The 25,538-nt window shown below is 60.5% G+C and carries 25 protein-coding genes and 1 other RNA gene; 13 read left to right on the top strand and 13 right to left on the bottom strand.

Features of this window, described 5'->3' with window-relative positions; all coding sequences use genetic code 11:
* The first annotated feature begins 30 nt into the window (after positions 1-30).
* Together LC094_RS20385 and LC094_RS20380 are read left to right on the top strand one after the other, a co-directional pair.
* Positions 31-825, top strand: coding sequence for an ABC transporter ATP-binding protein (locus LC094_RS20385; protein ID WP_226554619.1), 795 nt, complete (start codon positions 31-33; stop codon positions 823-825).
* Positions 825-1,589 carry an ABC transporter permease gene (locus LC094_RS20380; protein WP_226554617.1) on the top strand — a complete coding sequence of 255 codons (765 nt, stop codon included), beginning with the start codon at positions 825-827 and terminating at the stop codon, positions 1,587-1,589. The genes LC094_RS20385 and LC094_RS20380 overlap by 1 nt, the downstream gene beginning before the upstream one ends.
* 74 nt (positions 1,590-1,663) lie before the next feature.
* On the opposite strand, the gene LC094_RS20375 is transcribed toward LC094_RS20380, so the two are convergent.
* On the bottom strand, positions 1,664-2,320 hold the full coding sequence (locus LC094_RS20375) for a peroxiredoxin (RefSeq protein WP_226554616.1): 657 nt from the start codon (positions 2,318-2,320) through the stop codon (positions 1,664-1,666).
* A 132-nt stretch (positions 2,321-2,452) separates the two neighbouring features.
* Here LC094_RS20375 and LC094_RS20370 point away from each other — a divergent pair, with 132 nt between their 5' ends.
* The 6 genes from LC094_RS20370 (at position 2,453) to recR (ending at position 7,516) form a co-directional block, all read left to right on the top strand.
* Complete coding sequence (locus tag LC094_RS20370; protein ID WP_226554615.1) at positions 2,453-3,358, top strand: hydrogen peroxide-inducible genes activator; 906 nt, start codon at positions 2,453-2,455, stop codon at positions 3,356-3,358.
* A 44-nt stretch (positions 3,359-3,402) separates the two neighbouring features.
* An RNA gene (ffs, locus tag LC094_RS20365) (signal recognition particle sRNA small type) lies at positions 3,403-3,501 on the top strand.
* A gap of 157 nt (positions 3,502-3,658) precedes the next feature.
* Positions 3,659-4,702, top strand: coding sequence for a ribosome small subunit-dependent GTPase A (rsgA, locus tag LC094_RS20360; RefSeq protein WP_226554614.1), 1,044 nt, complete (start codon positions 3,659-3,661; stop codon positions 4,700-4,702).
* Between the two features lie 11 nt (positions 4,703-4,713).
* Positions 4,714-6,543, top strand: coding sequence for a DNA polymerase III subunit gamma/tau (locus LC094_RS20355; RefSeq protein WP_226554612.1), 1,830 nt, complete (start codon positions 4,714-4,716; stop codon positions 6,541-6,543).
* Positions 6,544-6,574: 31 nt separating this feature from the next.
* On the top strand, positions 6,575-6,919 hold the full coding sequence (locus LC094_RS20350; protein ID WP_167602651.1) for a YbaB/EbfC family nucleoid-associated protein: 345 nt from the start codon (positions 6,575-6,577) through the stop codon (positions 6,917-6,919).
* Between the two features lie 3 nt (positions 6,920-6,922).
* A complete protein-coding gene (gene recR / locus LC094_RS20345; RefSeq protein ID WP_226554611.1) occupies positions 6,923-7,516 on the top strand; it encodes a recombination mediator RecR in 594 nt (197 codons plus the stop codon).
* A gap of 68 nt (positions 7,517-7,584) precedes the next feature.
* Here recR and LC094_RS20340 read toward each other — a convergent pair whose 3' ends face one another.
* The gene (locus tag LC094_RS20340) at positions 7,585-8,322 is read right to left on the bottom strand and encodes a DUF1013 domain-containing protein (RefSeq protein WP_226554610.1); all 738 of its coding nucleotides are present in this window, start codon (positions 8,320-8,322) and stop codon (positions 7,585-7,587) included.
* Between the two features lie 142 nt (positions 8,323-8,464).
* Here LC094_RS20340 and LC094_RS20335 point away from each other — a divergent pair, with 142 nt between their 5' ends.
* On the top strand, positions 8,465-9,106 hold the full coding sequence (locus LC094_RS20335) for a ribonuclease T2 (protein ID WP_226554608.1): 642 nt from the start codon (positions 8,465-8,467) through the stop codon (positions 9,104-9,106).
* A gap of 50 nt (positions 9,107-9,156) precedes the next feature.
* Here LC094_RS20335 and LC094_RS20330 read toward each other — a convergent pair whose 3' ends face one another.
* Positions 9,157-10,143 (bottom strand): NAD(P)H-quinone oxidoreductase, encoded by a 987-nt coding sequence (locus LC094_RS20330; RefSeq protein ID WP_404815059.1) that lies wholly within the window; start codon positions 10,141-10,143, stop codon positions 9,157-9,159.
* Positions 10,140-10,847 (bottom strand): COQ9 family protein, encoded by a 708-nt coding sequence (locus LC094_RS20325; protein ID WP_226554606.1) that lies wholly within the window; start codon positions 10,845-10,847, stop codon positions 10,140-10,142. Before LC094_RS20325 ends, LC094_RS20330 begins: the two co-directional genes overlap by 4 nt.
* A 112-nt stretch (positions 10,848-10,959) precedes the next feature.
* Here LC094_RS20325 and rpsU point away from each other — a divergent pair, with 112 nt between their 5' ends.
* Positions 10,960-11,166 carry a 30S ribosomal protein S21 gene (gene rpsU, locus LC094_RS20320; RefSeq protein WP_058263026.1) on the top strand — a complete coding sequence of 69 codons (207 nt, stop codon included), beginning with the start codon at positions 10,960-10,962 and terminating at the stop codon, positions 11,164-11,166.
* Positions 11,167-11,271: 105 nt separating this feature from the next.
* Here rpsU and LC094_RS20315 read toward each other — a convergent pair whose 3' ends face one another.
* From LC094_RS20315 to mscL, 6 genes are all read right to left on the bottom strand, one after another.
* A complete protein-coding gene (locus LC094_RS20315) occupies positions 11,272-13,230 on the bottom strand; it encodes a DEAD/DEAH box helicase (protein ID WP_226554605.1) in 1,959 nt (652 codons plus the stop codon).
* Between the two features lie 203 nt (positions 13,231-13,433).
* Positions 13,434-13,802, bottom strand: coding sequence for a DUF779 domain-containing protein (locus LC094_RS20310; RefSeq protein ID WP_226554603.1), 369 nt, complete (start codon positions 13,800-13,802; stop codon positions 13,434-13,436).
* A gap of 104 nt (positions 13,803-13,906) precedes the next feature.
* Positions 13,907-15,427 carry an aldehyde dehydrogenase gene (gene adh / locus LC094_RS20305; RefSeq protein WP_226554602.1) on the bottom strand — a complete coding sequence of 507 codons (1,521 nt, stop codon included), beginning with the start codon at positions 15,425-15,427 and terminating at the stop codon, positions 13,907-13,909.
* Between the two features lie 136 nt (positions 15,428-15,563).
* Complete coding sequence (locus tag LC094_RS20300; protein ID WP_226554601.1) at positions 15,564-16,520, bottom strand: GAF domain-containing protein; 957 nt, start codon at positions 16,518-16,520, stop codon at positions 15,564-15,566.
* Between the two features lie 96 nt (positions 16,521-16,616).
* Complete coding sequence (locus LC094_RS20295; protein WP_167602660.1) at positions 16,617-17,075, bottom strand: Lrp/AsnC family transcriptional regulator; 459 nt, start codon at positions 17,073-17,075, stop codon at positions 16,617-16,619.
* Positions 17,076-17,270: 195 nt separating this feature from the next.
* Positions 17,271-17,699: a large conductance mechanosensitive channel protein MscL gene (mscL, locus tag LC094_RS20290; protein ID WP_226554600.1), complete on the bottom strand. Its 429-nt coding sequence runs from the start codon at positions 17,697-17,699 to the stop codon at positions 17,271-17,273.
* Positions 17,700-17,861: 162 nt separating this feature from the next.
* Between mscL and LC094_RS20285 the strand changes: the two genes are divergently transcribed.
* From LC094_RS20285 to LC094_RS20275, 3 genes are all read left to right on the top strand, one after another.
* A complete protein-coding gene (locus LC094_RS20285) occupies positions 17,862-18,563 on the top strand; it encodes a glutathione S-transferase N-terminal domain-containing protein (RefSeq protein WP_226554599.1) in 702 nt (233 codons plus the stop codon).
* Positions 18,564-18,708: 145 nt separating this feature from the next.
* The gene (locus LC094_RS20280; RefSeq protein ID WP_226554598.1) at positions 18,709-20,193 is read left to right on the top strand and encodes an ArnT family glycosyltransferase; all 1,485 of its coding nucleotides are present in this window, start codon (positions 18,709-18,711) and stop codon (positions 20,191-20,193) included.
* The gene (locus tag LC094_RS20275) at positions 20,190-21,692 is read left to right on the top strand and encodes a glycosyltransferase family 39 protein (protein ID WP_226554597.1); all 1,503 of its coding nucleotides are present in this window, start codon (positions 20,190-20,192) and stop codon (positions 21,690-21,692) included. The genes LC094_RS20280 and LC094_RS20275 overlap by 4 nt, the downstream gene beginning before the upstream one ends.
* A gap of 34 nt (positions 21,693-21,726) precedes the next feature.
* Here the strand turns inward: LC094_RS20275 and pheT are convergent, their stop codons facing one another.
* Genes pheT through pheS form a run of 3 tightly spaced genes read right to left on the bottom strand, consistent with a single transcriptional unit; the run spans position 21,727 to position 25,429 of the window.
* Complete coding sequence (gene pheT, locus LC094_RS20270; RefSeq protein WP_226554596.1) at positions 21,727-24,120, bottom strand: phenylalanine--tRNA ligase subunit beta; 2,394 nt, start codon at positions 24,118-24,120, stop codon at positions 21,727-21,729.
* Complete coding sequence (locus tag LC094_RS20265) at positions 24,117-24,359, bottom strand: hypothetical protein (protein ID WP_226554595.1); 243 nt, start codon at positions 24,357-24,359, stop codon at positions 24,117-24,119. Before LC094_RS20265 ends, pheT begins: the two co-directional genes overlap by 4 nt.
* Complete coding sequence (pheS, locus tag LC094_RS20260; protein ID WP_226554593.1) at positions 24,359-25,429, bottom strand: phenylalanine--tRNA ligase subunit alpha; 1,071 nt, start codon at positions 25,427-25,429, stop codon at positions 24,359-24,361. Before pheS ends, LC094_RS20265 begins: the two co-directional genes overlap by 1 nt.
* Positions 25,430-25,538: the final 109 nt, after the last annotated feature.

Below are 25,538 nucleotides of genomic sequence, written 5' to 3'. Positions count from 1 at the left end.
GTTTTCATGCGGGCAAAAAGAGCGGACAAAATGGCAAATCTCATAGACATCAAAGGCGTGACCCACGCCTACAAGACCGACAACGGCCCCCTGCCCGTTCTCGACGACCTCAACATCTCCGTCCCCGAAGGCGATTTCTGCGCCGTGGTCGGGCCGTCCGGCTGTGGCAAATCCACACTGACGAAGCTCATCGCCGGGCTGATGAAGCCGGATCAGGGCGAGGTTTGGCTCCATGGTGAAAAGGTGACAAGCCCGCGCTCGACCGTCGGCATGGCCTTTCAAAACCCGGTGATGCTGGAATGGCGGACGATCCTTCAGAACGTGTTGCTGCCGCTAGAGATCGTGCCGAACAAGATGAGCAAACGCGAAAAAGAGGAGCGCGGGCGCGAGCTTTTGGCGCTTGTGGGCCTTGAGGGGTTTGAGGACAAACGCCCGTCTGAGCTGTCCGGCGGCATGCGTCAGCGGGCCTCTCTGTGTCGCGCCATCGTGCACAAGCCCGACGTGTTGATCATGGACGAACCCTTCGGCGCGCTCGATGCGTTTACCCGCGAAGACCTCTGGCAGACCATGCACGCGCTCCGCGCCGAGGAGCCGTTCACCGGCGTGCTGATCACCCATGATCTGCGCGAAAGCGTCTACCTCGCCGATGAGGTCATCGTGCTCTCGGGTCGTCCGGCGACGACCCAGCATGTGGAGAACGTCAAACTCGATGGGCGCACCGATCTGGAAGTGATTTACACCCCCGAGGCGACCGAGATTTTGCACCGCCTGCGCCACCAGATCGAGATCGCGCAAGGGCGTGCGAAAGACGAGGAGGCAGCATAATGAAAACCTTCCGCAAGATCGCCACGCCGATGATCGCCATCGTCATTTTCCTCGTCTTTTGGGAATTCATCGTCTGGGTGAACCAATGGCCGAACTACAAAATGGCCTCCCCCTCCGACCTGATCCCGGCCTATGCAAAGTATTGGAATCTATTCCTGATTTACGGATGGCAAACGCTCTGGCGCACCGTCGTCGGGCTTTTGGTCGCCGTTGTCTTCGGTACGTTGATCGGCATGATCATGGGCTTTTCCCGCACCATGCGCGACGCGCTTTATCCGCTTTTGGTCGGCTTTAACGCCATTCCGAAAGCCACCGTCGTGCCGGTGATTGCGCTCATTCTCATTGGCCAGCATGATCTGAACACCGTGCTCATCGCCTTCATGATTTCCTTTTTCCCGATCTCCGTCGCGGTCTCCATCGGGCTGTCGACTTTGGAGCCGGAATATCGTGATATTTTGCGCTCTCTCGGCGCCTCGAAATGGACGATTTTCTGGAAAATTGCCCTGCCGAAAACCCTGCCGGAGTTCTTCGGCGCGTTGAAGGTCGCGGTGACGCTGGCTTTCATCGGCACCAACCTGATGGAGATCGTCGAGCCGCACGGCAAAGGCCTCGGGCACCTGTTCGACAGCGGCAAGATCAACGCGGATTACCCGCTGATGTTCGCCGTGCTGATCGCTTTGGCCTTCCTCGGCATCCTGCTTTACTACATCGTAGTGGCGCTGGAGAAAATCTTTGCCGGTTGGGCGGAACGCCCGCAAGGATAGTGCGCGGAACGTCCACGGGGATAAGATCAAAAAGGGGCGCCGATCTGGCGCCCCTTCTCATTCGGCATGAACGTTCAGAGCTGACGCGTCGCGAAGTACCAATCCACAACCTTCTGCCCTTCCGGTGCCTCGGCCAGTTTCGCCTGCGCGGCGGCGGCGGTCGGCGGGGTCGGCACGATCACCGCATCCCCCGGCTTCCAGTTCTCCGGCATCGCACATTTGTTCTCATCCGCCGCTTGCAGCGCCACCACGAGGCGGTGAATCTCATCCACAGACCGCCCCGCGTTCATCGGGTAATAGACCATAGCGCGCAGGATGCCGTTCGGGTCGATGATGAACGTCGCCCGCACCGCCGCCGTGTCCGAAGCCCCCGGCTGGATCATGCCGTAAGCATTAGCCACTTTCATCGACAGGTCTGCGATGATCGGGAATTTGATCTCGACACCCCAGTTTTCCTTGATGTTCAGCATCCAGGCGATGTGGGAATAGTGGCTGTCGATGGACAGGCCCAGCAGTTCGACCCCCATGGCGTTGAACTCATCTTGCTTGCCCGCGAAACCGATGAATTCCGTGGTGCACACGGGCGTGAAATCCGCCGGGTGGGAGAAGAGGATCAGCCATTTGCCCTTATAATCGTCGAGGGTTTTGACGCCATCGGTGGTCAGTGCCTCAAACGCCGGGGCGGGTTTGTTCAACTGCGGGCCCGTGATGGTTTCGATGTGATCGGTCATATCGTTATCCTTTGTTTTATATGTGTTTTTCGCTCCAAGGCGTCGCCGCCCTTTCGATGACACAGAGATAGCTCTTGCGAATTCATTGTTGAAACGAATAAAAAAGATCAAAGTAATTGAGAAATTCGATCAATGAACCTGCCCACCCTGCGCCAGCTTCGCTTCCTCACCGCTCTTGCCGATGAGCTGCATTTCGGCCGTGCTGCCGAGGCTTGTTTCGTCACGCAATCGACCCTCTCATCAGGTCTCAAGGAACTCGAAGACATCCTCGGCACCCCCATCGCCGAACGCACCAAGCGCAGCGTTTTGATGACCCCTCTGGGCGAAGAGATCGCGGCGCGTGCCCGCGTGATGCTGGCCGAGGCACAGGACATGGTGGAGCTGGCGCAGAGCCAATCCGGCACGCTGCGTGGCACCTTGAAACTCGGCACGATTCCGACGGTCGGGCCGTTTCTCTTTCCCCGCCTGCTGCCGCGCCTGCGTCAGGATTATCCCGATCTGAGGCTCTACATGCGCGAGGAATTGACCGAACACCTGATCGCGGGGCTACGCGCCGGGCGGCTGGATGTGATCCTGATTGCACTGCCGTTTGAGACCGGCGATCTGGAGATGGAAAGCCTGTTCGAGGACGATTACCAACTGGCCACAGCACCGGGGCACCGGCTATTGTCTGACCGCCCGATCGGTGGGCCGGATTTGGACGATGAGACGCTTTTGCTTTTGGAGCGCGGGCATTGTCTGCAACGTCACGCGCTTTCGGCCTTCCCGGAGAGCCACGCGAAACAGGACGAAACCTTTGCGGCCACATCGCTGCCGACGCTCGTCGCCATGGTCGAAGAGGGCCTCGGCATCACGCTTTTGCCACAGCTGGCGATTGATGCCGGCGTCACGCGCAACACCGACATTCACCTGACGCCGCTTTTCGGCACCAAACCGCGCGAAGTGGTTCTGGCCTGGCGCAAAAGCTCGGCGCGGAGCGCGGACTTTCACCGACTTGCGGGACTTTTGCGCGACGAACGCAGACGCCTCGGCAGTTGAACCGCCCTCTTGCTTTCCCGTACTGTCATCATTATGTAACGCCGTGAGAGGTTGGCGCGGGCGAGCGCCTCGCCAACCCGGTCAGGTCCGGAAGGAAGCAGCCGTAACGAGCCCCGCTTGGGTCGTTGTCCAGCCTCTCACCTAAACCTTAACTGCATGCCGAGGAGGAAATTGATGATTGTCGCTACCGCCCCTCGGGCAGCCGCTTAAGGCCTATTCCCATCATCGGACTGCCCGAAACCGTTCCCTTCCGCCGCCCGTTCGGCGCGGAAGCCCTTTCGCGTTTTGCAAGGCAGTCTCATGACATCTAATCTCAATATCCTCGGCTGGTCCCAGTTTTTCAACGGCCAGCTCGATCTCACCGAAGTCGAATCCCTCACGCCCGTGCGCCTCTCCGAAGTGCGCCGCCGCTCCGTCGTGGCGCTGACACCCGATCTGGAGCGCCGCGAAATCGCGCTTACGGGCGATCATGTTGCGACCGACATGGCCGTGGGCGATTTTGCCCTCACCGATGGCGAACGGCTGATCCGCGTGTTGGACCGCAAGACGGTGATCTCCCGCAAAGCCGCGGGCCTCGCGGCGCAGGCACAGTTGATCGCCGCCAATATCGACACGCTGTTCATCACCACGTCCTGCAACCTCGATTTCAACGAGGCGCGGCTGGAACGCTACCTCGCCATCGCGATTGAGGCAGAGGCCACGCCAGTGATCGTCATCACCAAGGCCGACAAGCCCGAGGACATGCCCGCAGAGATCTACGAGGACCGCGCCAAAGCCCTCTATGACGGCGCCGAAGTCCTCTTGATCAACGCCAAGTCGCCCGAGGACATTGCCCGGCTTGAGCGCTATTGCGGCACAGGTCAGACGATTGCTTTGGTCGGTTCTTCCGGCGTGGGCAAATCCACCATCGCGCGCGGCCTCACCGGCGAAGACATCGAGGTCGGCGACATCCGCGAGGACGACGCCAAGGGGCGGCACACCACCACCGCGCGCTCGATGCACCGGATGCATGCGGGGGGCTGGCTGATCGACACGCCAGGGATGCGGGAGCTTGCGCTACATGACGCCTCCGAGGGCATCGCGACGCTGTTCGAGGACATCACGGACCTCGCCACAGAGTGCAAATTCTCCGACTGCCAACACCAGACCGAGCCGGGCTGTGCCGTGCGCCGCGCGGTAGAGGCCGGAGATCTCGATCCCGACCGTGTCGAGCGCTGGCGCAAGCTGGTGGACGAGGACACCCGCAACTCCGAGACCATCGCAGAAGCCCGCGAGCGGGGGCGGAAATTCTCCAAAATGGTGAAAACCACGATGAAGGCGAAAAAGGCCCGGCGTGGCGAGTGAGCAGCTCTGAAATGAGGTTGCGGGGAGAGGTCCCCGCCCTTACCTTAGAGCGGAACACAGAAAAGGGCCCTCGCATGACCGACACCACCACCGGCTACAAGGTACTGGCGCGCAAATATCGCCCGGAAACCTTTGTCGATCTGATCGGTCAGGACGCCATGGTGCGGACCCTGAAAAACGCCTTTGCCGCCGACCGGATCGCGCAGGCGTTTATCATGACCGGCATTCGCGGCACGGGCAAAACCACCACCGCGCGGATCATCGCCAAGGGCATGAACTGCATCGGCCCCGATGGCACCGGCATGCCGACAACAGACCCCTGTGGCGTCTGCGAGCATTGTGTCGCGATTTCCGAGGGGCGTCATGTCGACGTGATGGAGATGGACGCCGCATCGCGCACAGGTGTCGGCGACATTCGCGAGATCATCGATTCGGTGCATTACCGGGCGGCCTCGGCGCGCTACAAAATCTACATCATCGACGAGGTGCACATGCTCTCCACGAGTGCGTTCAACGCGCTCCTGAAGACCCTCGAAGAGCCCCCCGCCCACGTCAAATTCATCTTCGCCACGACCGAGATTCGCAAGGTTCCGGTGACGGTGCTGTCGCGCTGTCAGCGGTTCGATCTGCGCCGGATCGAGCCGGAGGTGATGATGAACCACCTCTCCTCGATTGCAGGCAAAGAAGGCTCGGAGGTGGCGCAAGACGCGCTTGCCCTGATCACCCGCGCCGCCGAAGGCTCTGTGCGCGACGCGCTGTCGCTCTTGGATCAGGCGATTTCCCATGGCGCAGGCGAGACCACCGTCGATCAGGTCCGCGCCATGCTGGGCCTCGCCGACCGGGGCCGTGTGCTCGATCTTTTCGACATGATCATGCGCGGCGATGCCGCAGGTGCACTTGAGGAATTGGGCGGGCAATATGCCGACGGCGCCGACCCGCTGGCCGTGCTGCGCGATCTGGCGGAAATCACCCATTGGGTGTCGGTGATCAAGATCACGCCCTCCGCCGCTGAAGACCCCACCATTGGCCCCGACGAGCGCGCGCGCGGGTTGGAGATGGCCGAGAAACTACCGATGCGGGTGATGTCGCGCATGTGGCAAATGCTGTTGAAAGCCATCGAAGAGGTCTCCGCCGCACCCAACGCGATGATGGCGTCTGAAATGGCGATCATCCGGCTCACCCATGTGGCTGACCTGCCGATGCCGGAAGATTTGGTGCGCAAGTTGAACGAACAAAACCCGCCGCCGCGGCCGCCTTCGGGTCCGGCGGGAGGCGGCGCGCCTGCGGGTGGCGGCACGACACATGCGCAGGGAAGCGCACAGGGGGCACCCCGCGGCCCGGTCCACGGAGCGACCATGTCGTCCGGCGCCGCGACCGCGACGGCACTGGCCCCCGAGGCCTCTCTCGCCCGCTTCACCAGTTTCGAAAGCGTCGTCGCCCTGCTCGAAGAACACCGCGCCGGCACGCTTTTGATCGAAGCGAAAGAGAACATGCGCATTGCGCGCTACGCGCCGGGGCGGATCGAGTTTCAGCCTTGGGGCAAAGCCGCACAGGACCTCGCGCCACGCTTGGCCGACCGGCTTCACCGCCTGACCGGCGTGCGTTGGATGATCACCATCGCGGAGGCCCCCGAGGACGTCCGCACGATCTACGAGATCGAACACGCCGAAGAGATGGCGCTCCGTGCCGAAGCGATGCAACAGCCCATCGTGGCGAAAGTGTTCGAGCTGTTCCCCGATGCGAAAATCTCCGATGTTCGCACCCCGGAAAAAATTGCCTCTGAGGCCGCCACTGAGGCGCTTCAGGAAGTCGAAGATGAATGGGACCCGTTCGAAGAGTGAACGCGGCCCACATGGATTTAGGAGAAACGTGATGTTGAAAGGCCTCGGCGGCCTCGGCGATATGGCCGGGATGATGAAAAAAGCCCAGCAAATGCAAAAGGATATGGCCGAGCTTCAGGAAAAGCTCGACACCATGACCGTGGTGGGCGAAAGCGGAGCAGGACTTGTGAAAGCGACTGCGACCGCCAAGGGCAAACTCACGGCGCTGGACATCGACCCGTCGATTTTCCATCCCGATGAGAAAGAGGTGGTCGAGGACCTAATCCTCGCCGCGATCAAAGATGCGCAGGCGAAAGCCGCCGAGAAATCCGAAACCGAAATGAAATCCCTGACCGAGGGCCTTGGCCTTCCGGCTGATTTCAAGATGCCGTTCTAAAACGTGAGCGGACGGCAGGACATCGAGGATCTGATTGATCTGATGGCGCGCTTGCCGGGGCTTGGGCCTCGGTCGGCGCGGCGTGCCGTTTTGCACCTGATCCAGAAGCGCGGGCGGTTGATGCAGCCCTTGGCGCAGTCGATGCAACAGGTCGCCGACAGCGCGCGCGAATGCCTGCGCTGCGGCAATATCGGCACCGGCGATCTCTGTGACATCTGCGCCGACGATCGGCGCGCCAATGGCGAATTGTGTATTGTTGAGGATGTGTCCGATCTCTGGGCGATGGAGCGCGCGGGCGTGTTCAAAGGCCGCTATCATGTGCTGGGCGGAACGCTCTCGGCGCTCGATGCCATCGGACCGGAGGAGCTGCGCATTCCCTTGTTGGTCCAGCGTGTGGCCGATGAGCAAGTGCGCGAAGTGATCCTTGCGCTTGGCGCCACCGTCGATGGCCAGACCACGGCGCATTACATTTCCGACGAATTGTCAGGCCGCTGCGAGATCAGCTCTCTGGCGCAGGGCGTGCCGGTCGGGGGCGAGCTTGACTACCTCGACGACGGCACGATCACCGCCGCGCTCACGGCCCGCAAACGCCTCTAAAACCTCATCCAACAACAAAAAACCCGAAGCCAAGGCTCCGGGTTTTGCTTTTACAGAGGAGGCGCCTTTTAAGCGTCGTCGTCCTCGTCATCCGAATCCGGCAGGTTGAAGAAGCTGTCGGCATCCGGCACGCTCTCGTCGCGCTCGTCCTCGTCGTCTTGAGACAGGGAGAAGGTCTCCAGCCCGGAAATCGCGGTCGAGATTTTCGGCTCGTCCGCATCTGCAGACAGGGAATCTTCGGTCGACAACAGCTTGCGACGCTCGTCATCCGTCATACCAGCGGCGAGGTTTTTCGACGCTTTTTGAACCGCAGCGTCCAACTCGGTCTGTTTACACAGGCCCAAAGCCACCGGATCGATCGGCTGCATGTTGGCGATGTTCCAGTGGGTGCGTTCGCGGATCGACTGGATCGTCGGCTTGGTGGTGCCCACGAGTTTCGCGATCTGGCCGTCAGAAAGCTCCGGGTGGAATTTCACCAGCCAAAGGATCGAATTCGGACGGTCCTGACGTTTCGACAGCGGCGTGTAGCGCGGGCCACGGCGTTTCTCTTCGCCCTGAGCGGCTGCGTTGAACTTGAGCTTCAAGCGGTGCAGCGGATTTTCTTCCGCCGTTTTGATCTCGTCTGCGGTCAGCTGGTTGTTGGCGATCGGATCGAACCCACGCACGCCGCCCGCGACATCCCCATCGGCGATGCCCTGAACTTCCAGCTCATGCAGACCACAGAAATCGGCGATCTGTTTGAAGCTCAACGTGGTATTGTCGACCAGCCAAACAGCGGTGGCCTTTGCCATAATCGGTTTTGCCATGGGTCACACTCCTTAAAAATGCGGCTCTCCCCGGATACACCTTTCCCGTCGCCTCAAAGGGCTTTCCCCGGCTGGGGACGGTTCTCGTTGTCGGGGAACTTGGGCGCTGTATAGTGCGGATCGAGAAAAGAGGAAAGAGAAAATGCGTCACCGCATCGTGAGTGCCCTAGTGGGGCTTGGACTTTTGACTGCCACGCCGGGTTTCGCCGATGGCGAACCTGCGGGGGATTTCGACTATTACGTGCTGGCGCTGTCCTGGTCTCCGACATGGTGTGCGCTCGAAGGCGAGGCGCGCAATTCGCCGCAATGCGATCAGGACTTCGGCTGGGTGCTGCACGGTCTCTGGCCGCAATACGAGCGCGGCTGGCCATCTTATTGCAACACCACCGCCCATGATCCGTCGAAACGCGAAACCGCCGCCATGGCCGACATCATGGGCACTTCTGGGGCGGCTTGGTATCAATGGAAGAAACACGGCCGCTGCTCCGGCCTCTCGTCGCAAGACTTTCTTGCCCTCTCACGCGAAGCCTACAACCGCATCACCCGCCCCGAGGTGTTTCGCAAACTCAAAGACGACGTGAAACTCCCCGCCTCCGTGATTGAAGACGCCTTTCTTAAGGACAACCCCGCGTTTGAGCCCAATGAGATCACAGTGACCTGCAAAGCCTCACGCATCCAAGAAGTCCGCGTCTGCCTGACCCGCGATCTGGAGCCGCGCAAATGCGGCGCGGATGTCACCCGGGACTGCACGCTGGACGATGCGCTTTTTGAGGCCATCGACTGAGTATTTCTGGCACAAAGGAGACGAGGCGGTTTCCTTTGTGCCTCAAATACTCAAATTTCGAGAACGATCTTTCCGATATGCGCGCCGTTTTCCATATGCGCATGCGCTTTCGCGGCATCGTCCAAGGCATAGGTGCTGTCCATCACCGGGCCGACCTGCCCCGCCTCGATGAGCGGCCAGACTTTGGTCAAAAGCGCCGAGGCGATCTTGGCCTTGGCCTCATCCGATTGCGGACGCAGCGTCGAGCCGGTAAGCGTCAGGCGTTTCATCATCACCTGCGCGAAATTCACTTCGGCTTTGGAGCCTTGCAGGAAGGCGATGTTGACCAAGCGGCCTTCCATCGCCAGTGCCTTGATGTTTCGAGGAATATAGCTACCGCCGACCATATCGAGGATCAGGTTCATACCGCCTTCGGCTTTCGCCACTTCTACGAAATCCTCGTCGCGGTAGTTGATCACGCGCTCGGCACCCAGCCCTGCGCAGGCTTTGCATTTCTCCGCTGAGCCCGCAGTGGCAAACACCCGCGCACCAAAGGCCCGTGCCAGCTGGATCGCAGTCGTGCCGATGCCGGACGAGCCGCCATGCACGAGAAACCGCTCTCCGGCCTGTAAACCACCACGCATGAAGACATTCGACCAGACCGTGAAAAATGTCTCGGGCAGGCAGGCAGCCTCTTTCAAAGACATGCCTTTGGGCACCGGCAAAGCATGCGCCGCAGGCGTCGCGACATATTCGGCGTAGCCGCCCCCGGGCAAGAGCGCGCAGACCTGATCGCCAATGCGCCAATCGCTGACCGCAGCGCCCACGGCGACCACCTCCCCCGCGCCTTCGAGGCCCGGCAGGTCCGATGCGCCGGGCGGCGGGTTATAAAGCCCCGCACGTTGCAGAGCGTCAGGCCGGTTCACCCCGGCATAGGCCAGTTTGATGACGATCTCATCGGCTTTGGGCCTCGGCACAGGGCGCGTGCAGGGTTTGAGAACCTCAGGGGCCCCCGCTTCGGAAATTTCGACCGCACGCATCATCTCTGGCAAACTCATTGTGCCACATCTCCCGCACTCTGCGTGCCCGGCACATCACTGCGGCCCACACCTGCAGGCGCCTTGACCATCGACAAGACCGCATTGGGCAGCGCGAACATGGCAGACAATGCTTTGTTGCCCCGCACCCTGGCTTTGGCTTTCTCGATCTGCATCACATCGTCGATGCGACGGTCAAGAAAGGCCTTGGTGTCGACAAACCCTTCGCTGTCGTCGCCGAGCCAAAACAGCACAGTTGAGGCAAAGACCCCCGACAGCGTCGCGCGTTTGGTGTACCAGTTCACGTCATTCGAACTGTCGCCCAAAGAGGTCCAGATCGCATCCGCCGTTTCCCACACCAGCCGTGTGCCTTCGGCCGCGTAGATCGGCAGCGAGAAAAGCGACATGCCGCGCCGCACCACTTCGCGATCAACTGATTGCAGCCGGATCCAAACCGCATGGGCAATCCGGTCACGGAACCGCATCTCCGACAGGTCTGCCGCCTCCAACGCCGCCACCATCTCCCGGTCGCCGCGTTTGTGATAGGCCGCCGCCAAATCGACCGATCCGCGCGGGGCTGCGACCTTGGCCAGTGCCTCGGACACCCCCGAATCAGCCACGGCAGAGGCAAAGGTTTCCGGCCCCCAACCGTCGAAAACCACGTGAATCAAAGCCGCATCGAGCAGTTTTTCACGGGTCGGATCGGGATAAGCGGTGGTTGGCATGTCTTTGTCCTCCTTCACGGTCTCGGGCATAGTAGACAAGCTAGGATGACTTTGCTATACGGCCACTTCCTGCAATTTTTGCAAATCTAACTTAGGAAGGTGGTGACACCACATGCAGGTTAGCGTTCGTGACAACAACGTCGATCAGGCCCTCCGGGCTCTGAAGAAAAAACTTCAACGCGAAGGCGTTTTCCGTGAAATGAAGCTCAAGCAACATTTCGAGAAGCCGTCCGTGAAGAAAGCGCGCGAGAAGGCCGAGGCCGTCCGCCGTGCCCGCAAGCTGGCTCGTAAAAAAGCTCAGCGCGAAGGCATGCTCTAAGAGCGAGTTCGACGTTTCGAACGATCCCTTACGGGATATATAAAAATACAACCCCCGGCAGCTTTCGCTCCGGGGGTTTGTTTTTGTCTTCGATCAGGCCGCGCCTCAGCCCTTGCGACGCGGCGTGGCGTCCCCACCGCGTGCGGGCGGTTTGCCCCCTTTGCGATGCGGCTTTTTGCCTGCCGGTTTGGAGCGGTCAAATTTGGGCTTTTCGAACTTGGCCTTGGGTTTACCGGCCCCAGCCGGAGCAGCACCCGCAGCACGCGGTTTACGCGCAGGCTTGGCAGGCGCATGAACCGCATCATCGCGTTCCTTGCGGGGCTTTTTCTCATAGGGCTTCTTGGCGGCGGGCTTTTTGTCAAAAGAGCGCGGCGAACGTTCCTGCCCCTCGAGATACTCCTGAGACGAGGTATTCCCACGCGGTTTGTCGAAGCGCTTATTCGGAGCGCCTTTACCGGGACGTCCGCCCGGGCTTTGACGCGGCGCAAACGCGGGCGCGCCCGGAAGAGCCGTCACGGTGATCTCATCTTCGAGCGACGCATTGGGACCGAGGTGATCCATGAAGCCCGTCAGAGCGGATTCTTTCAGCTCCACAAAGGTCTCATCGTCCTCCATGCGGATTTTGCCGATCTGGGCTTTCTCCAGATTCCCTGCGCGGCACAAAAGCGGCAAAAGCCAACGCGGCTCGGCGCGCTGATTGCGCCCGACCGACAGCGACACCCAAGCCGACGGGCCGAACTCGGCGCGCGGGTCTTGCGGGCGTTTCGCGGTGTGGACGTTCAATTCCTCAGGCGCGGACAGCCCCGCGCGATAGAGGCGCAGACAGGCGACCGCGATCTGTTCCGGCGTGAAACGGTCGTGGAGTTTCTCGGCGAATTGCAGTTCACCTTCCGTCAGCTCAGCCGCCCAAGCCGGATCGTCCATCAAACGGCTCTCATCGAGCGCGAGGATTTCCTCGGCGGTCGGAGCATACTTCCATTCCGCATCGATCTTAGCCCATTTCAACAAGCGCGCGGCTTTTTTCGAGACGTTATCCGGCGCGATCAGGGCGGAAATACCTTTGCGACCGGCGCGCCCCGTCCGACCGGAGCGGTGCAACAGACCTTCGGTGTTGGTCGGCAGATCGGCGTGGATCACCAGCTCCAGATTGGGCAGGTCGATCCCGCGCGCGGCCACGTCGGTGGCAACACACACACGGGCACGTCCGTCGCGCAGCGCCTGCAACGCATGGCTGCGCTCGTCTTGTGACAGCTCGCCCGACAGGCTGACGACGGCAAACCCACGGTTCGCAAACCGCGCGGTCAGACGTGCGACGGCAGCGCGCGTGTTGGCAAACACGATGGAGGTCTGGCTGTCGTGATAGCGCAGCAGGTTGATGATCGCATGCTCGGAATCGCGCGGCGCACATTGGATCACCTGATAGGAAATGTCGCTGTGCTGTTCACGCTCGCTGATCGTGGTGACGCGCACGGCATCGCGTTGATAGGTCTTTGCAATCTCGGCGATGGATTTCGACACAGTGGCCGAAAACAACAACGTGCGACGGTCCTCGGGCGCTTCGCCCAGCATGAATTCGAGGTCTTCACGGAAGCCCAGATCCAACATCTCGTCGGCTTCATCGAGCACAATGGCGCGAATGTCGGAGAGATCCAGCGCACCGCGCGTGATGTGGTCGCGCAAACGGCCCGGCGTCCCGACCACGATATGCGCACCACGCTCGAGGCTACGACGTTCGGTGCGGGCATCCATGCCGCCGATACAGGTCGAAATGCGCACGCCGGTCTTGCCGTACAGCCATTCAAGCTCACGGGCCACCTGCATCGCCAATTCGCGCGTCGGCGCGATCGCCAGAGCCAGCGGGCTTCCGGCATGATCGAACCGTTCAGCGTCGCCCAAAAGCGTCGGCGCGATGGCGAGACCAAAGCCCACGGTTTTGCCCGAACCCGTCTGGGCCGACACCAAAAGATCCGCCTCCGCAAGCTCGGGGGCGGTGACGGCGGTTTGCACGTCGGTCAAAGTGTCGAACCCGCGCTCGGCGAGGGCGTCGGAGAGAGGCGTCAGCATCAGGGGAAATCCGTATGGGCGCCCAAACACAGGCGCAAGATAGCGCCGTTTAGCGGGTTTGGGCGCGGGAGTCTACAGAAAGCCGCATGGGGAAGTGGTTTGCCGAGCGCGTGATATGAGTATTTCTACCAAAAAAAAGACCGTCAGGGCCATGTGCCGGGCATTCGAGCTAATACGTGGGAGAGCTGCGCATCAAGTGGCGATCAGGCCTCAGCGGCTTCGATCTCAGCCCATTCCTCATCCGTGAACACACGAGAGCGCGACAGAAAACAGCGACCGCGTCCGGTATCCAGCGAAAACCCCGCGCCATGGCCGGGACCGGCGTCCAGGATCATCTGGCTGTGCCGCCAAATCTCGAACAGGCTCTCTGAAATCCAAACCGGCGCGCCTGCGACTTCGCCCAGTTTGATGTCACGCGAACCGATCATATAGTCGCCATCCTTGAAGCACATCGGCGACGAGCCATCGCAACATCCGCCCGACTGCACGAACATCACGGGACCATGCTCCGCGACAATCTCATCGAGAAGGCTGCGGGCGGCGTCTGTGAGGATCACGCGATCAAGGGGCATCGTTCCGACTTTCGAAAGCGGGGCATATGCGCACCCAAGGGGGGAGGAGGTATGCGCATATGCCCCGGGATAAGCCCGGAACCCGGGCTTAGCGGGAGCTGGGTTTAGAAGAAGCCCAGCTTGTTCGGGTTGTAGGAGACGAGCATGTTTTTCGTCTGCTGGTAGTGATCGAGCATCATCTTGTGGTTCTCACGACCCACACCCGACTGTTTGTAGCCACCGAAGGCCGCGTGGGCCGGGTAAGCGTGGTAGTTGTTCACCCAAACACGACCGGCCTGAATGTGACGCCCGAAGCGGTAGCAGGTGTTCATATCGCGCGACCACACACCGGCGCCGAGGCCGTACATGGTGTCGTTGGCGATCTGAAGCGCCTCTGCTTCATCCTTGAAGGTGGTCACGGAAACAACCGGGCCAAAGATTTCCTCTTGGAACACACGCATTTTGTTGTGGCCTTTGAGGATCGTCGGCTGGATGTAATAGCCACCGGCCAGATCGCCGTTGAACTTGGCCGCGTCACCGCCCACGAGCACTTCGGCGCCTTCTTCGCGACCGATGGTCAGGTAGGACAGGATTTTCTCCTGCTGCTCGGAGCTCGCCTGCGCACCGACCATGGTGTTGATGTCGCGCGGATCGCCTTGCTTGATGGCTTTCACACGGGCGATACAGCGTTCGATGAACTCTTCGTAGATGTCTTCCTGAATGAGCGCGCGGCTCGGGCAGGTGCAGACCTCGCCTTGGTTGAAGGCGAAGAGCACGAAGCCTTCGACAGCCTTGTCGAGGAAGGCATCGTCTTCGCGCATCACGTCGGAGAAGAAGATGTTCGGGGATTTGCCGCCAAGCTCAAGCGTCACCGGAATGAGGTTCTCGGTGGCGTATTGCATGATCATGCGGCCTGTTGCGGTCGACCCGGTGAAGGCGATTTTCGCGATGCGCGGCGAACGGGCCAGAGGTGCGCCGACTTCGGCGCCGTAGCCATTGACGATGTTGAGCACGCCATCGGGCAGCAGGTCGGCGATGAGTTCCATCATCACCATGATCGCGGCAGGCGTCTGTTCCGCCGGTTTCATCACGATACAGTTGCCCGCAGCCAGAGCCGGGGCAAGTTTCCACGCCGCCATCAGGATGGAGAAGTTCCACGGAATGATCTGCCCCACAACGCCCAGCGGCTCGTGGTAGTGATAGGCCACGGTGTCCGCGTCGATCTCGGACATCGTGCCTTCCTGACCGCGCAGCACGCCGGAGAAGTAGCGGAAATGGTCAACGGAGAGCGGAATATCGGCCGCCATGGTTTCCCGAATCGGCTTGCCGTTGTCCCAGGTCTCAGCGGTGGCGATGATTTCGAGGTTCTCCTCGATGCGGTCGGCGATTTTCAACAGGATGTTGGAGCGTTCCGTCGCGCTGGTCAGGCCCCAAGCGGTTTTCGCGGCATGGGCGGCGTCCAGCGCCAATTCGATGTCAGCCGCGTCAGAACGGGCCACTTCACACACTTTTTCGCCGGTGATCGGCGTGGTGTTGTCGAAATAGCGGCCATTGACCGGCGGGGTGAACTTGCCGCCAATGAAGTTGTCATAGCGGGATTTGAAAGGCGACGCATATTTTGCGCTGGCTTCGGTTTGTACGTTCATGGGGTCCTCCTCAAGTGTTGGCATGACGTCCTCCACGTCAGCCTATTCTTCGAAGGTGACCGCTCACATCACTCGGGTCACCCCCGACTTTAGTAGACGCAGCGCAGCAATGTCTCACCTCTGAGACAGGTGCGTGTTAATTTTCGCCGTTTTCGCCGATCCCGAGCCGTTTCATCCGGCGATAAAGGGTTGCGCGTCCAATCCCAAGTTCGCGCGCCGCAGCCGACATATTGCCGCCCGCCCGCGCAATGGCCCGCTTGAGCGCGGCGCGTTCGGCGCGCTCGAGGGCGGAGACGGAGCTGTCGCGCCCCAAAATATCAGAGGCCGGACGCGGATCGATCACCGTACCAAGCCCCAAACCATAGGCCCGACGCGCCGCCCGCGTGGCGCCGATCACGAGATCGTCCTGATCCACAGCGAGCAAAACAGCGCCCTCGGGGCGATCCTCTGGCCCTGCGATGATCCGGGCTTTTGGAAAGGCCGCGCGGAACGCCTCCGCTTCGATCTGTTTCGCGGTTTGCGCCACAACGCCCGCGATCAGACGGGCGTAGGCCTCCGTCTGATCGGCGCGACAGGAGGACACATCCAACGCCGCGATCAATTCGCCGTCGGGGCCGAAAATCGGCGAGTCCATACAGGACATCGCGGTGTTGCGGCTCATGAAATGCTCATCGCGATGAATGATGACATTACGGCCTTCGGCGATACAGGTGCCGATGCCGTTGGTGCCCTCGGATTGCTCCGACCAATCGAACCCGGCCCAAAGGCCCCAGGCCTGAAACGTGTCGCTGTCGGCATCTTTCGAGCGCTGATCCAAAATGACCCCGTCGCGATCCGTCATCAAAACGGAACAGCCGGTGTTGCCGACCATCTGGAACAGGTGATCGAGCTTGGGCGTGGCCAAATCCATAAAGCCTTCGAGCCGCGCGCGACGTTCCTGGATTTCGAGATCGGAGAACCGTCTTGGCTGCGGCGTGCGGGTCGGATCAAGCCCGTGTTTCTTCATCGAGCGCCGCCAACTCGCGGTCAGGCGCGTCCCGACCGTGTCTGATTCGACCGCAGAAATGATGTGATCAGCGTGACTTGTGCGCATTTTTCGCCGCCTCCTCCCAAACGCGGCTTGTGTTAGCCTTACCATAGGGAAGAGCGCTTCGCCAAATCCCGGTTGCGTGAGCCAGTTGAACCGGCATCAAACCGGGAGGGCCGTCGTCTTGAACACCGTGCGCATGGCAAAAGAGGATTGCATCGTCTGAACCCCCGGCAGGCGTACGAGTTGGCGGTGCACTTCGGCGAAATGGTCGGTGTCGGCGGACACCACCTTGAGGATGTAATCCGCTTTGCCGGCCATGAGATGACATTCCAACACGTCCGGCATGTTGCGCACGGCCTTCTCGAAAGCGGCCAGAATATCGTCCGCCTGGCTGGTCAAAGTGACCTCGACAAAGACGGTCGCCCGGCGATCGAGATGGCGCGGGTCCAGAAGGGCGACGTAATCGCGGATGATCCCTTCGGCCTCCAACCGTTGCACGCGACGATGACAGGCGGAACTCGACACATTGGCCTCTTGCGCCAGATCGGCGTTCGAAATGCGGCCACGCCGCTGCAAAATGCGCAAAATGCGGCGATCTGTGTCATCGAGCTTCGTCATGTTGCGCATTTCTCCCGATTACGCGGTCATTTCGACCATAATCTTTCACGTTTATTTTTTTACGACAAGCGGCGGCGGAAACCGAACGCGCCTGCGTATTAGAGATGTGTCCCCGATGCTGGTCGCCGTCAGGTGCCAGCAAAAAGGCCCGTTGGATCTCTCCAACGGGCCTTTCGTTTCAGAAACTTAAGCGACTTACTTTTTGAGCGAGTCGCGAATTTCGATCAGCACATCAAGCTCGGACGGACCGGCGGGAACCTCAGGCACAACCTCTTCCGGTTTCTCGGCCAAAGATTTCACCTTGTTGACGTAGCGCACCAGCATGAAGACCACGAAAGCGATGATGAAAAAGTTGATCACGGCCATGAAGAACGAGCCATAGGCGAAAATCGACGCCCCCGCTTCGCGCGCCGCCTCCAAAGAGGTGCCCGCCGCCACATCGCCGGAAATCACAGCGTAGCGGTTGGTGAAATCGAGACCGCCGGTGAAAATCCCGATGATCGGGTTGATCAGATCATCGACCATGGATTTGACGATGGCGGTGAACGCCGCGCCGACGATGATGCCGACAGCCATGTCCATGACGTTGCCCTTGGCGATGAACGCCTTGAATTCTTTTAACATTTGGAATGCCCCACACAACTTAGAGAAGGATGCCGCACCTGCGAGAGACGGCTCTGCACATTGCATAGCACAATGGCGCACATGTGCAGCGGTTTTTTTAAACTGCAAAAGCAATAGTTTGAAGCCAGACACACGCAACATCCGCCCCTCAAGGAGTTCAGAATGCCCCAGCCCGTCACCCACCCGATTACCGCCCGCTGGCCTGCCGAGACCCCGGAAAAGCTACAGCTTTATTCCTACCCCACGCCCAATGGGGTCAAAATCTCCATCGCGCTTGAGGAAATGGGGCTCGACTACGAGGCGCATCTCGTGACGCTCGCCGACGCCGATGTCAAAAGCCCGGAGTTCCTTGCCCTCAACCCGAACAACAAAATCCCCGCGATCATCGACCCGAACGGGCCGGACGGCGTTCAGATCGAACTCTTCGAAAGCGGTGCGATCCTGATTTATCTCGCTGAGAAAACCGGGAAATTCCTCTCGAAAGACCCGAAAACCCGCTACGAGACGATCCAATGGCTGATGTTCCAAATGGGCGGCGTCGGGCCGATGTTTGGCCAGCTCGGGTTCTTCTACAAATTCGCAGGCGCCGCGATGGAAGACCCGACCGCACGTGATCGCTATATCAACGAGGCCAAACGGATTTTGAACGTCCTCGAACAGCGCCTCGAAGGCCGCGACTGGATCATGGGCGACTACTCCATCGCCGATATGGCCATCGCGCCCTGGATCAACGTGCTGGAATTCTACGGCGCAAAAGAGGTTGTGGGCTATCACGATCTGAAAAACGTACCGGCCTATGTCGAGCGCTTCTATGCGCGGCCTGCGGTGGCCAAGGCCAACAACATTCCGCCGCGCCCGGAGTAAGGCCTGAAAAACAAGAGAGGCACATCCGGCGCCGTCGCACGCGCCATCGGCTTCGGAGGCCTCTCCCCGCCATCGCCGGAAATTTGCGATTCAGCTTTTTTACAAAGTCTTTTAGGGTGAGCGAAAATCTCCTCAGAGAGCAGCCATGACAGAGACATCCTCGGCCCGCCTTTCCCACCCTGCGGACACGCACCGTATCACGCGTCTGTTTTTCGCGGTCATCACCGCCTATTTCCTCGCGCAATTGGCCTTGCGGTTGATCCTTGGCGGCGCGCTTGAAACCGATGAGGCAGAGATGCTGTTGATGACACCGGGCCTGCAATGGGGCTACGGGCCGCAATTGCCGCTCTACAATTGGCTGCAAACCGTCTTGTTTGCGCTCTTTGGCGACACGCTTTTCGCCTTGTCCCTGCTCAAGAACCTGTTGCTCTGGGCCACCTACGCCTGTCTATTTCTCGGCTTACGTGCCTTTGTCCCGGCGCGCGTGGCAGCGCTGACGACAGTCTCTCTGTTCCTCATCCCGGATATTGCCTGGGAAGCACAACGCGCGACCACACATTCCAACATGTTGCTGGCGACGATCGCCGCGAGTTTCGCCGCCTATCTTTGGGCTCTGAAGACCGGCCAATTGCGGCATTGGGTGTTGTTCGGTGTGGCGCTTGGGCTGGGCGGGATCGCCAAGTATAATTTCTGGGCCATTCCAGTCGGATTGCTTTTGGCCACCCTGAGCCTCGCCCAGACCCGCCGCATGCTCACGCGCCGGACGCTGATTGCCCCTCTTATTGCTCTGGTGATTGTGGCTGGACCTTATCTTTGGATGGCCAAAAATCCCGATCTCTCCCTGTCCTCCGTCGGCAAAATGGACATGTCCGGTGACACGAAACAGATCATCCCGGAAGGGGGCTCCCTTTATATTCAGGGGGTCCTGATCCTCACCCTTCTGCCCGCGCTTGTGGCCGGGGTGTTGTGGGTTTTTTCGCGCAAGGCCGAGGCCGTCATGGGATCGGCCGAGGGATCGCATATCGTGACCACACTGTTTTTGCGCACATTTGTCATTCTGGGCATCGCTGGGCTGATCCTCGTTTGGCTGGCCGATGTTGGGCACATCACGCCGCGCTGGCTCTTGCCGATTGTGCTCCCCCTCGTGATCGGCGTGTTCCTCTGGCTCACGCCTCGCCTGTCACGGCGCAGCGCCATCGGCTATAGCGCGACACTCGCCGCTCTGGCGGTTCTCGTGATCGCAGGGCTGTCGCTTGATCGCTACAAAGAAGGCGCCCGGCGCGACCTCGACTTTGCCCCGCTTGCAACGCAGATCGAAGAGATGAACCTCCCGCAGGACACGCTGATCGTCGCGGATTTCTACGTCGGCGGCAATCTTGCCCGGATCAGACCGACGTGGATCATCCGCTCCGACCTTCCGGCCTCCGCGCGCGCGGAAACCACGGAGCATATTCTGCTCATAAGCCGCTCCTCAAAGACGGACGCCTCCCTGCAAGAGCTGGCCGCCCGAGTGGATTGGCCTCATGCAGCTCAGGCCAACTATGTCAGCGGTCAGCAAATCGACCTGCCTTTCCATCATAGCGAGCGCAGCCAACCGTTGCGCGTGCTCCTTGGGGTCGTGGACCAATGATGATGACACGCGCGCAGACCTCGCACGACCGGCGAGACGCCAACGCCTTTTTCCTCATCCTCTTCGCTTATTTTGCCATTCACACCGTTTTGCGCACGCTCCTTGGTGGCACCTTCGAGTACGACGAAGCGGAAATGTTCGTCCTCGCGCAGGACTATCGTCTCGGTTATGGCCCGCAGACGCCGCTTTACAACTGGTTTCAGGCCCTCGCCTTCGACCTCTTCGGCCCCACGACTTTTGCCATCGCGCTTCCGAAAAACATCCTGCTTTTCGTCACATATGCTCTGACATTCGATGGGTTTCGCCGCCTTTTGCCCGTCAGGATCGCCATTCTGGTCACGCTGTCGCTGTTGTTGCTGCCGAATGTCTCCTGGGAAGGGCAACGCGCCGGGTCTCACAGCATCGCGATGCTGGCCCTGATCGCGGCAACGATGAATGTCTTTGCGCGGCGTCTGGAGGCTGCGGAAAAAGACGAGCACAGGCTGTCTCATGCCGTTCTTCTCGGAATCGCACTCGGGCTTGGCGGCATTACGAAGTATAACTACTGGCTCTTCCCCCTGCCTCTTTTGCTGACCGCTGGCGCCTTTCCCGAACTGCGCCGGGTGTTCTGGCGCAAAGATCTCCTTCTGACACTGCTCATCGCCTGTGCTATTCTGGCCTTGCCCATGGGGTGGATTTTGACCCATCCGGATATGGCGACCTCGACCAGTGAAACGCTTTACAGACCCTCCGACCTGACTGCCCTGCCGCGCCCGCTCATTGGTGTCACAACCATGCTGCTGGAAACCTTGGCCGGGCTCATCCTGCTCCTTCTGACGCTGATCTGTCTGCGCCTTCCCTATGGGCGACGCATCTTTGTGATCGGTCCCGCGCCCTTGCTCGCACGCTGGATGCTTCTGTCAGGCCTCGCGGGTCTGGCCATCGTCGCGGTTCCGGTGATCGGCTTTGGCGTCACAGACGTTCAGGCGCGCTGGCTCATCCCCTTGCTGATCTCTTTCGCCTTTGGCCTCATGCTTTGGGTCGCGCCCACGCTTAGCCCCCGTATCTTGCGCAATTTCCTGCGGTTTTGCGCCTGTCTTGCGCTTTTGATCATTGTCGCCATCGCCGACACGCGGTTGCGCGGCGCGGGCAGCGACTCTCTCGACATCGAGGCTCTGGCGCAACGCATCGAACAGGACCTGCCCGAAGGCGCCATGCCGCCCGCAGTCGTCAGTTTCAATTTCTACTATCCCGGCAACTTGAAGTATCTGCGCCCCTCATGGACCGCTTTGCCGGCGCAACCCGGCGGCTCAATCCCTGATGATCTGGAGCGCATTGTCGTGATCGGCATCGATGAGCCTGAAAAGATCGCGCGCAAACTTGCGATCCATGGTCTCACACCCGAGACCACCGAGCTTGGCCCGGTGACCATGGCCACCCTGCCCTATCGGTTCGAAGACCCCGATGTGACCCGCGATGTGCCCTATATCATCATCCCATTAAAAAACGGCGCCCGCTGAGGCGCCGTTTCTTTTCCGTCTAATGGCCTGAGCCTCAGCCGCGCAGCGTGCCGCCGGTGGCTTTTTCGACCTTGGCGATGATCTTCGCCGACAGCTCTTCGAGGTCTTTCTCCTTGAGCGTTCCGCCCGTGGGCTGAATGCGCACGGTGATCGCCAGAGATTTCTTGTCCTCGCCCAGAGAGCCGCCGATGAACTCGTCAAAGACGCGCACCTCTTCGATCAGCGCCTTGTCCGCGCCCCCGGCTGCGTTCACCAGATCAAGCGCGTTGACGCCCTTGTCGACGACAAAGGCAAAGTCGCGTTCGACCGCTTGCAGATCGTTGGTGAAGAACGCCGACCGTGCGATTTTAGTGCCGCGCGGCATCGGGGCCTCTTCGAGGTAGACGGTGAAAGCCACAGCGGTGCCTTTGACGCCCATCTCCTTGAGGACCTTCGGGTGCAGCTCGCCAAATTCGGCCAGAACCTTTTTCGGCCCGAGGCAGATTTTGCCCGAGCGGCCCGGATGGAACCACGGCGAAGTGTCGCGCAGGATTTGTGCCTTGGCGGGCGCGCCGATGGCGGCCAAAACGGCCTCCGCATCGGCTTTGGCGTCATAGAGATCGTAGCTGCGGCGCTCGCCGTGCACGTCTTTCGCCCCCGTCGCGCCGACCCGCAGGCCGGAGATTTGCGCACGCTGCTCGCCCGGCTCACCGCCGAAAAACGCAGGGCCGCATTCGAACAGGTTCAGATCGGCAAAACCGCGCGCTTGGTTGCGCGTCGCCGCCGCCAAAAGACCGGGCAAAAGGTCCGGGCGCATGTGGCTCATCTCGGAAGAGATCGGGTTTTCCAGACGCACCGCATCCGTGCCGCCGCCGAAAAGCTCGGCCGATTTCTGGTCGATGAAGCTGTAGGTCACGCATTCGTTGAACCCAAGCCCTGCCGCCTGATGGCGCGCAGAAGATTCACGCACCTGCATCGGCGTCAGGATTTGCTTCGCCACGCCGGAGGGGCGTTTCATCGGCTTCGGCTCCAAATGCGTCAGGCTTTCGACACGGGCGACCTCTTCGACCAGATCGGCCTCGCCCAGAACGTCAGGACGCCAGCTCGGCACCTGCGCCATATCGCCGTCCATCACGAAACCCAAGGCCTCCAGAATGGCGACCTGACGCGCCGCTGGGATGTCCATGCCGACGAGCGATTGCACCCGGTCGGTGTCGAGTTTGTAGCTCCGCGACACGTCCGGCACTTCACCGGCGATCACGACCTCAGAGGCCTCGCCCCCGCAAAGTTCCAAAATCATCGCGGTGGCATCGTCCAGAGCCTGCATGTTGTAGGCCGGGTCGATGCCGCGCTCGTTGCGGTAACGCGCGTCCGAATTGATCTTGAGCGCACGGCCGCCTTTGGCGATGTCGAGATGGTTCCAGAACGCCGCTTCGACGAACACATCCGTGGTTTCATCCGTACAGCCGGTCTCTTCGCCGCCCATGATGCCGCCGATGGACTCCACTTTGCCACCGGAGAAAATCACCATCGCGCCTTCAGGCATTTTGTAGGTCTTCTCGTCGAGCGCCAGCAACTCCTCGCCGCCTTTCGCGCGGTCGATCACCAGACCGCCCTCCACTGTCGCCGCGTCAAAGACGTGCAGCGGGCGGTTGCGGTCGTAGGTGAAGAAGTTGGTGACATCGACCAGCACGGAAATCGGGCGCAGGCCGATGGCGGTCAGACGATCCTGCAACCACTTGGGAGAGGGGCCGTTTTTCACGCCCTTGATCAGACGCCCGGCGAACACATGACACCCGTCTTTCGCGGCCTCGGTGATCTCCACCGAGATCGGGTTCGGGAATTTCGCCTCGACCGTTTCAACTTTGAGCGGTTTCAATGTGCCAAGACCCCGCGCCGCGAGATCGCGGGCGATGCCGTGGACGCCCAAGGCGTCGGGACGGTTCGGGGTGATGGCGATCTCGATCACCGGATCAACTTTGGACGGCTGATGTTTCGCCAGCCAGTCGGCGAACTCCATGCCGATCTCGCCGTCTTCCAGCTCGATGATGCCGTTGTGCTCGTCCGACAGCTCCAGCTCGCGCTCAGACGCCATCATGCCATGGCTCTCGACGCCGCGGATTTTGCCGACGGAAATCGTGATGTCGAGGCCGGGGATATACATGCCGGGTTTCGCCAAAACGGCGGTGATCCCCGCACGGGCGTTGGGCGCGCCACAGACGATCTGGGTCATGCCTTCGTCGGTCTCGACCTGACAGACCCGCAACTTGTCGGCGTCGGGGTGCTGCACGGCCTCTTTGACACGCACGAGTTTAAAGCCCTTAAGCTTATCGCGCGGGTTCTCGACGCCTTCGACCTCAAGCCCGAGATCGGTCAGCGCGTAAAGGATGTCATCGAGGCTCGCCTCGGTTTCCAGATGCTCTTTGAGCCAGGAGAGTGTGAATTTCATTTTTTTACTCCTAGGGCATAGATACCCATCGAAATCTCTTCCAAAATAACGAACGCGGCTTGCCCTTCGGTATCTACCGCATAGACCGGCACTGTTTTGCTCTGAAGAACTGCCTTCTCGGCTGTCTTACGCAACTTGGAACTATCGATTCCATAGTCAGAGAATAAAACTGCGTCCGGGTCAGCAACTCCGACACGCATATCCCACGCGCCATCAATTTTGGAATTTTGTAGCGGCATTACCCGTGAATTCCCCCCGCCAACGTCGGCGTGCCCAGAGCGCTAAACCCATAGTGACGCAGCCAGCGCAGGTCAGAGTCAAAGAACGCCCGCAAATCCGGGATGCCGTATTTCAGCATCGCCAGACGGTCGATCCCCATGCCGAAGGCAAAGCCTTGCCACTCTTTCGGGTCTATGCCGCCAGCGGTCAGGACTTTGGGGTGCATCATGCCGGAGCCCAAGACTTCGAGCCAATCGTCGCCCTCGCCCACGGTCACGGTGCCGTTTTCCCATTTGCACTGCACGTCCACCTCGGCGGAGGGTTCCGTGAAGGGGAAGTGCGAGGCGCGGAAGCGGGTTTTGACCTTGGTGCCGAAAAACGCGGTGTAGAACTCTTCGAGCACCCATTTCAGGTTTGCCATGGAGATGTCCTTGTCGATGGCCATGCCTTCGACCTGGTGGAACATCGGCGTGTGGGTCTGGTCGTAGTCGGACCGGTACACACGGCCCGGCGCGATGATGCGGATCGGCGCGCCCTGGGCGATCATCGAGCGGATTTGCACCGGCGAGGTGTGGGTGCGCAGCACGTTCGGCGCACGCTCGTCGCCCTCGGCGCGGTGCATGTAGAAGGTGTCATGCTCTTGGCGCGCCGGGTGGTTCGGCGCGATATTGAGTGCGTCGAAGTTGTGGAAATCGTCTTCGATCTGCGGGCCTTCGGCCACGGCAAAGCCGAGATCGGCGAAGATCGCGTAGATTTCCTCCGAGACGCGAGAGATCGGGTGGATCGTCCCTTGCGGACGCTGACGGCCCGGAAGCGTGACATCGAGCCATTCCTCGGCCAGACGCGCGTCCAGTGCGACGTCTTCCAGCGCGACCTTCTTGGCGGCCAGCGCGGAGTTGATCTCGTCTTTCAAGGCGTTGAGTTGCGGCCCCATGACCTGACGCTCTTCCGGGCTCATCTTGCCCAGCTCACGCATCTTGAGCGCCACTTCACCCTTTTTGCCGACGGCCTGAAGACGGATGTCCTCAAGAGTGGCCTCATCTCCCGCCTGCAAGATCGCGGTGAGGTATTTGTTCTTCAGCTCAATCATCTGAACCCCTCGTATTCATTGGTCCCCGCCTCGATACCACGGGAGACCCAAAAGACAAGAAGCCGCGAGACCCCATGAGGTCCGCGGCTTCAAAAATGTTCGTTCTCTA

Origin of the sequence: Celeribacter naphthalenivorans (assembly GCF_020524585.1) — a bacterium.
GTDB lineage: Bacteria > Pseudomonadota > Alphaproteobacteria > Rhodobacterales > Rhodobacteraceae > Celeribacter > Celeribacter naphthalenivorans.
The sequence above is the reverse complement of the archived record's forward strand: the minus strand, read 5'-3'. Positions and strand labels throughout refer to the sequence as shown.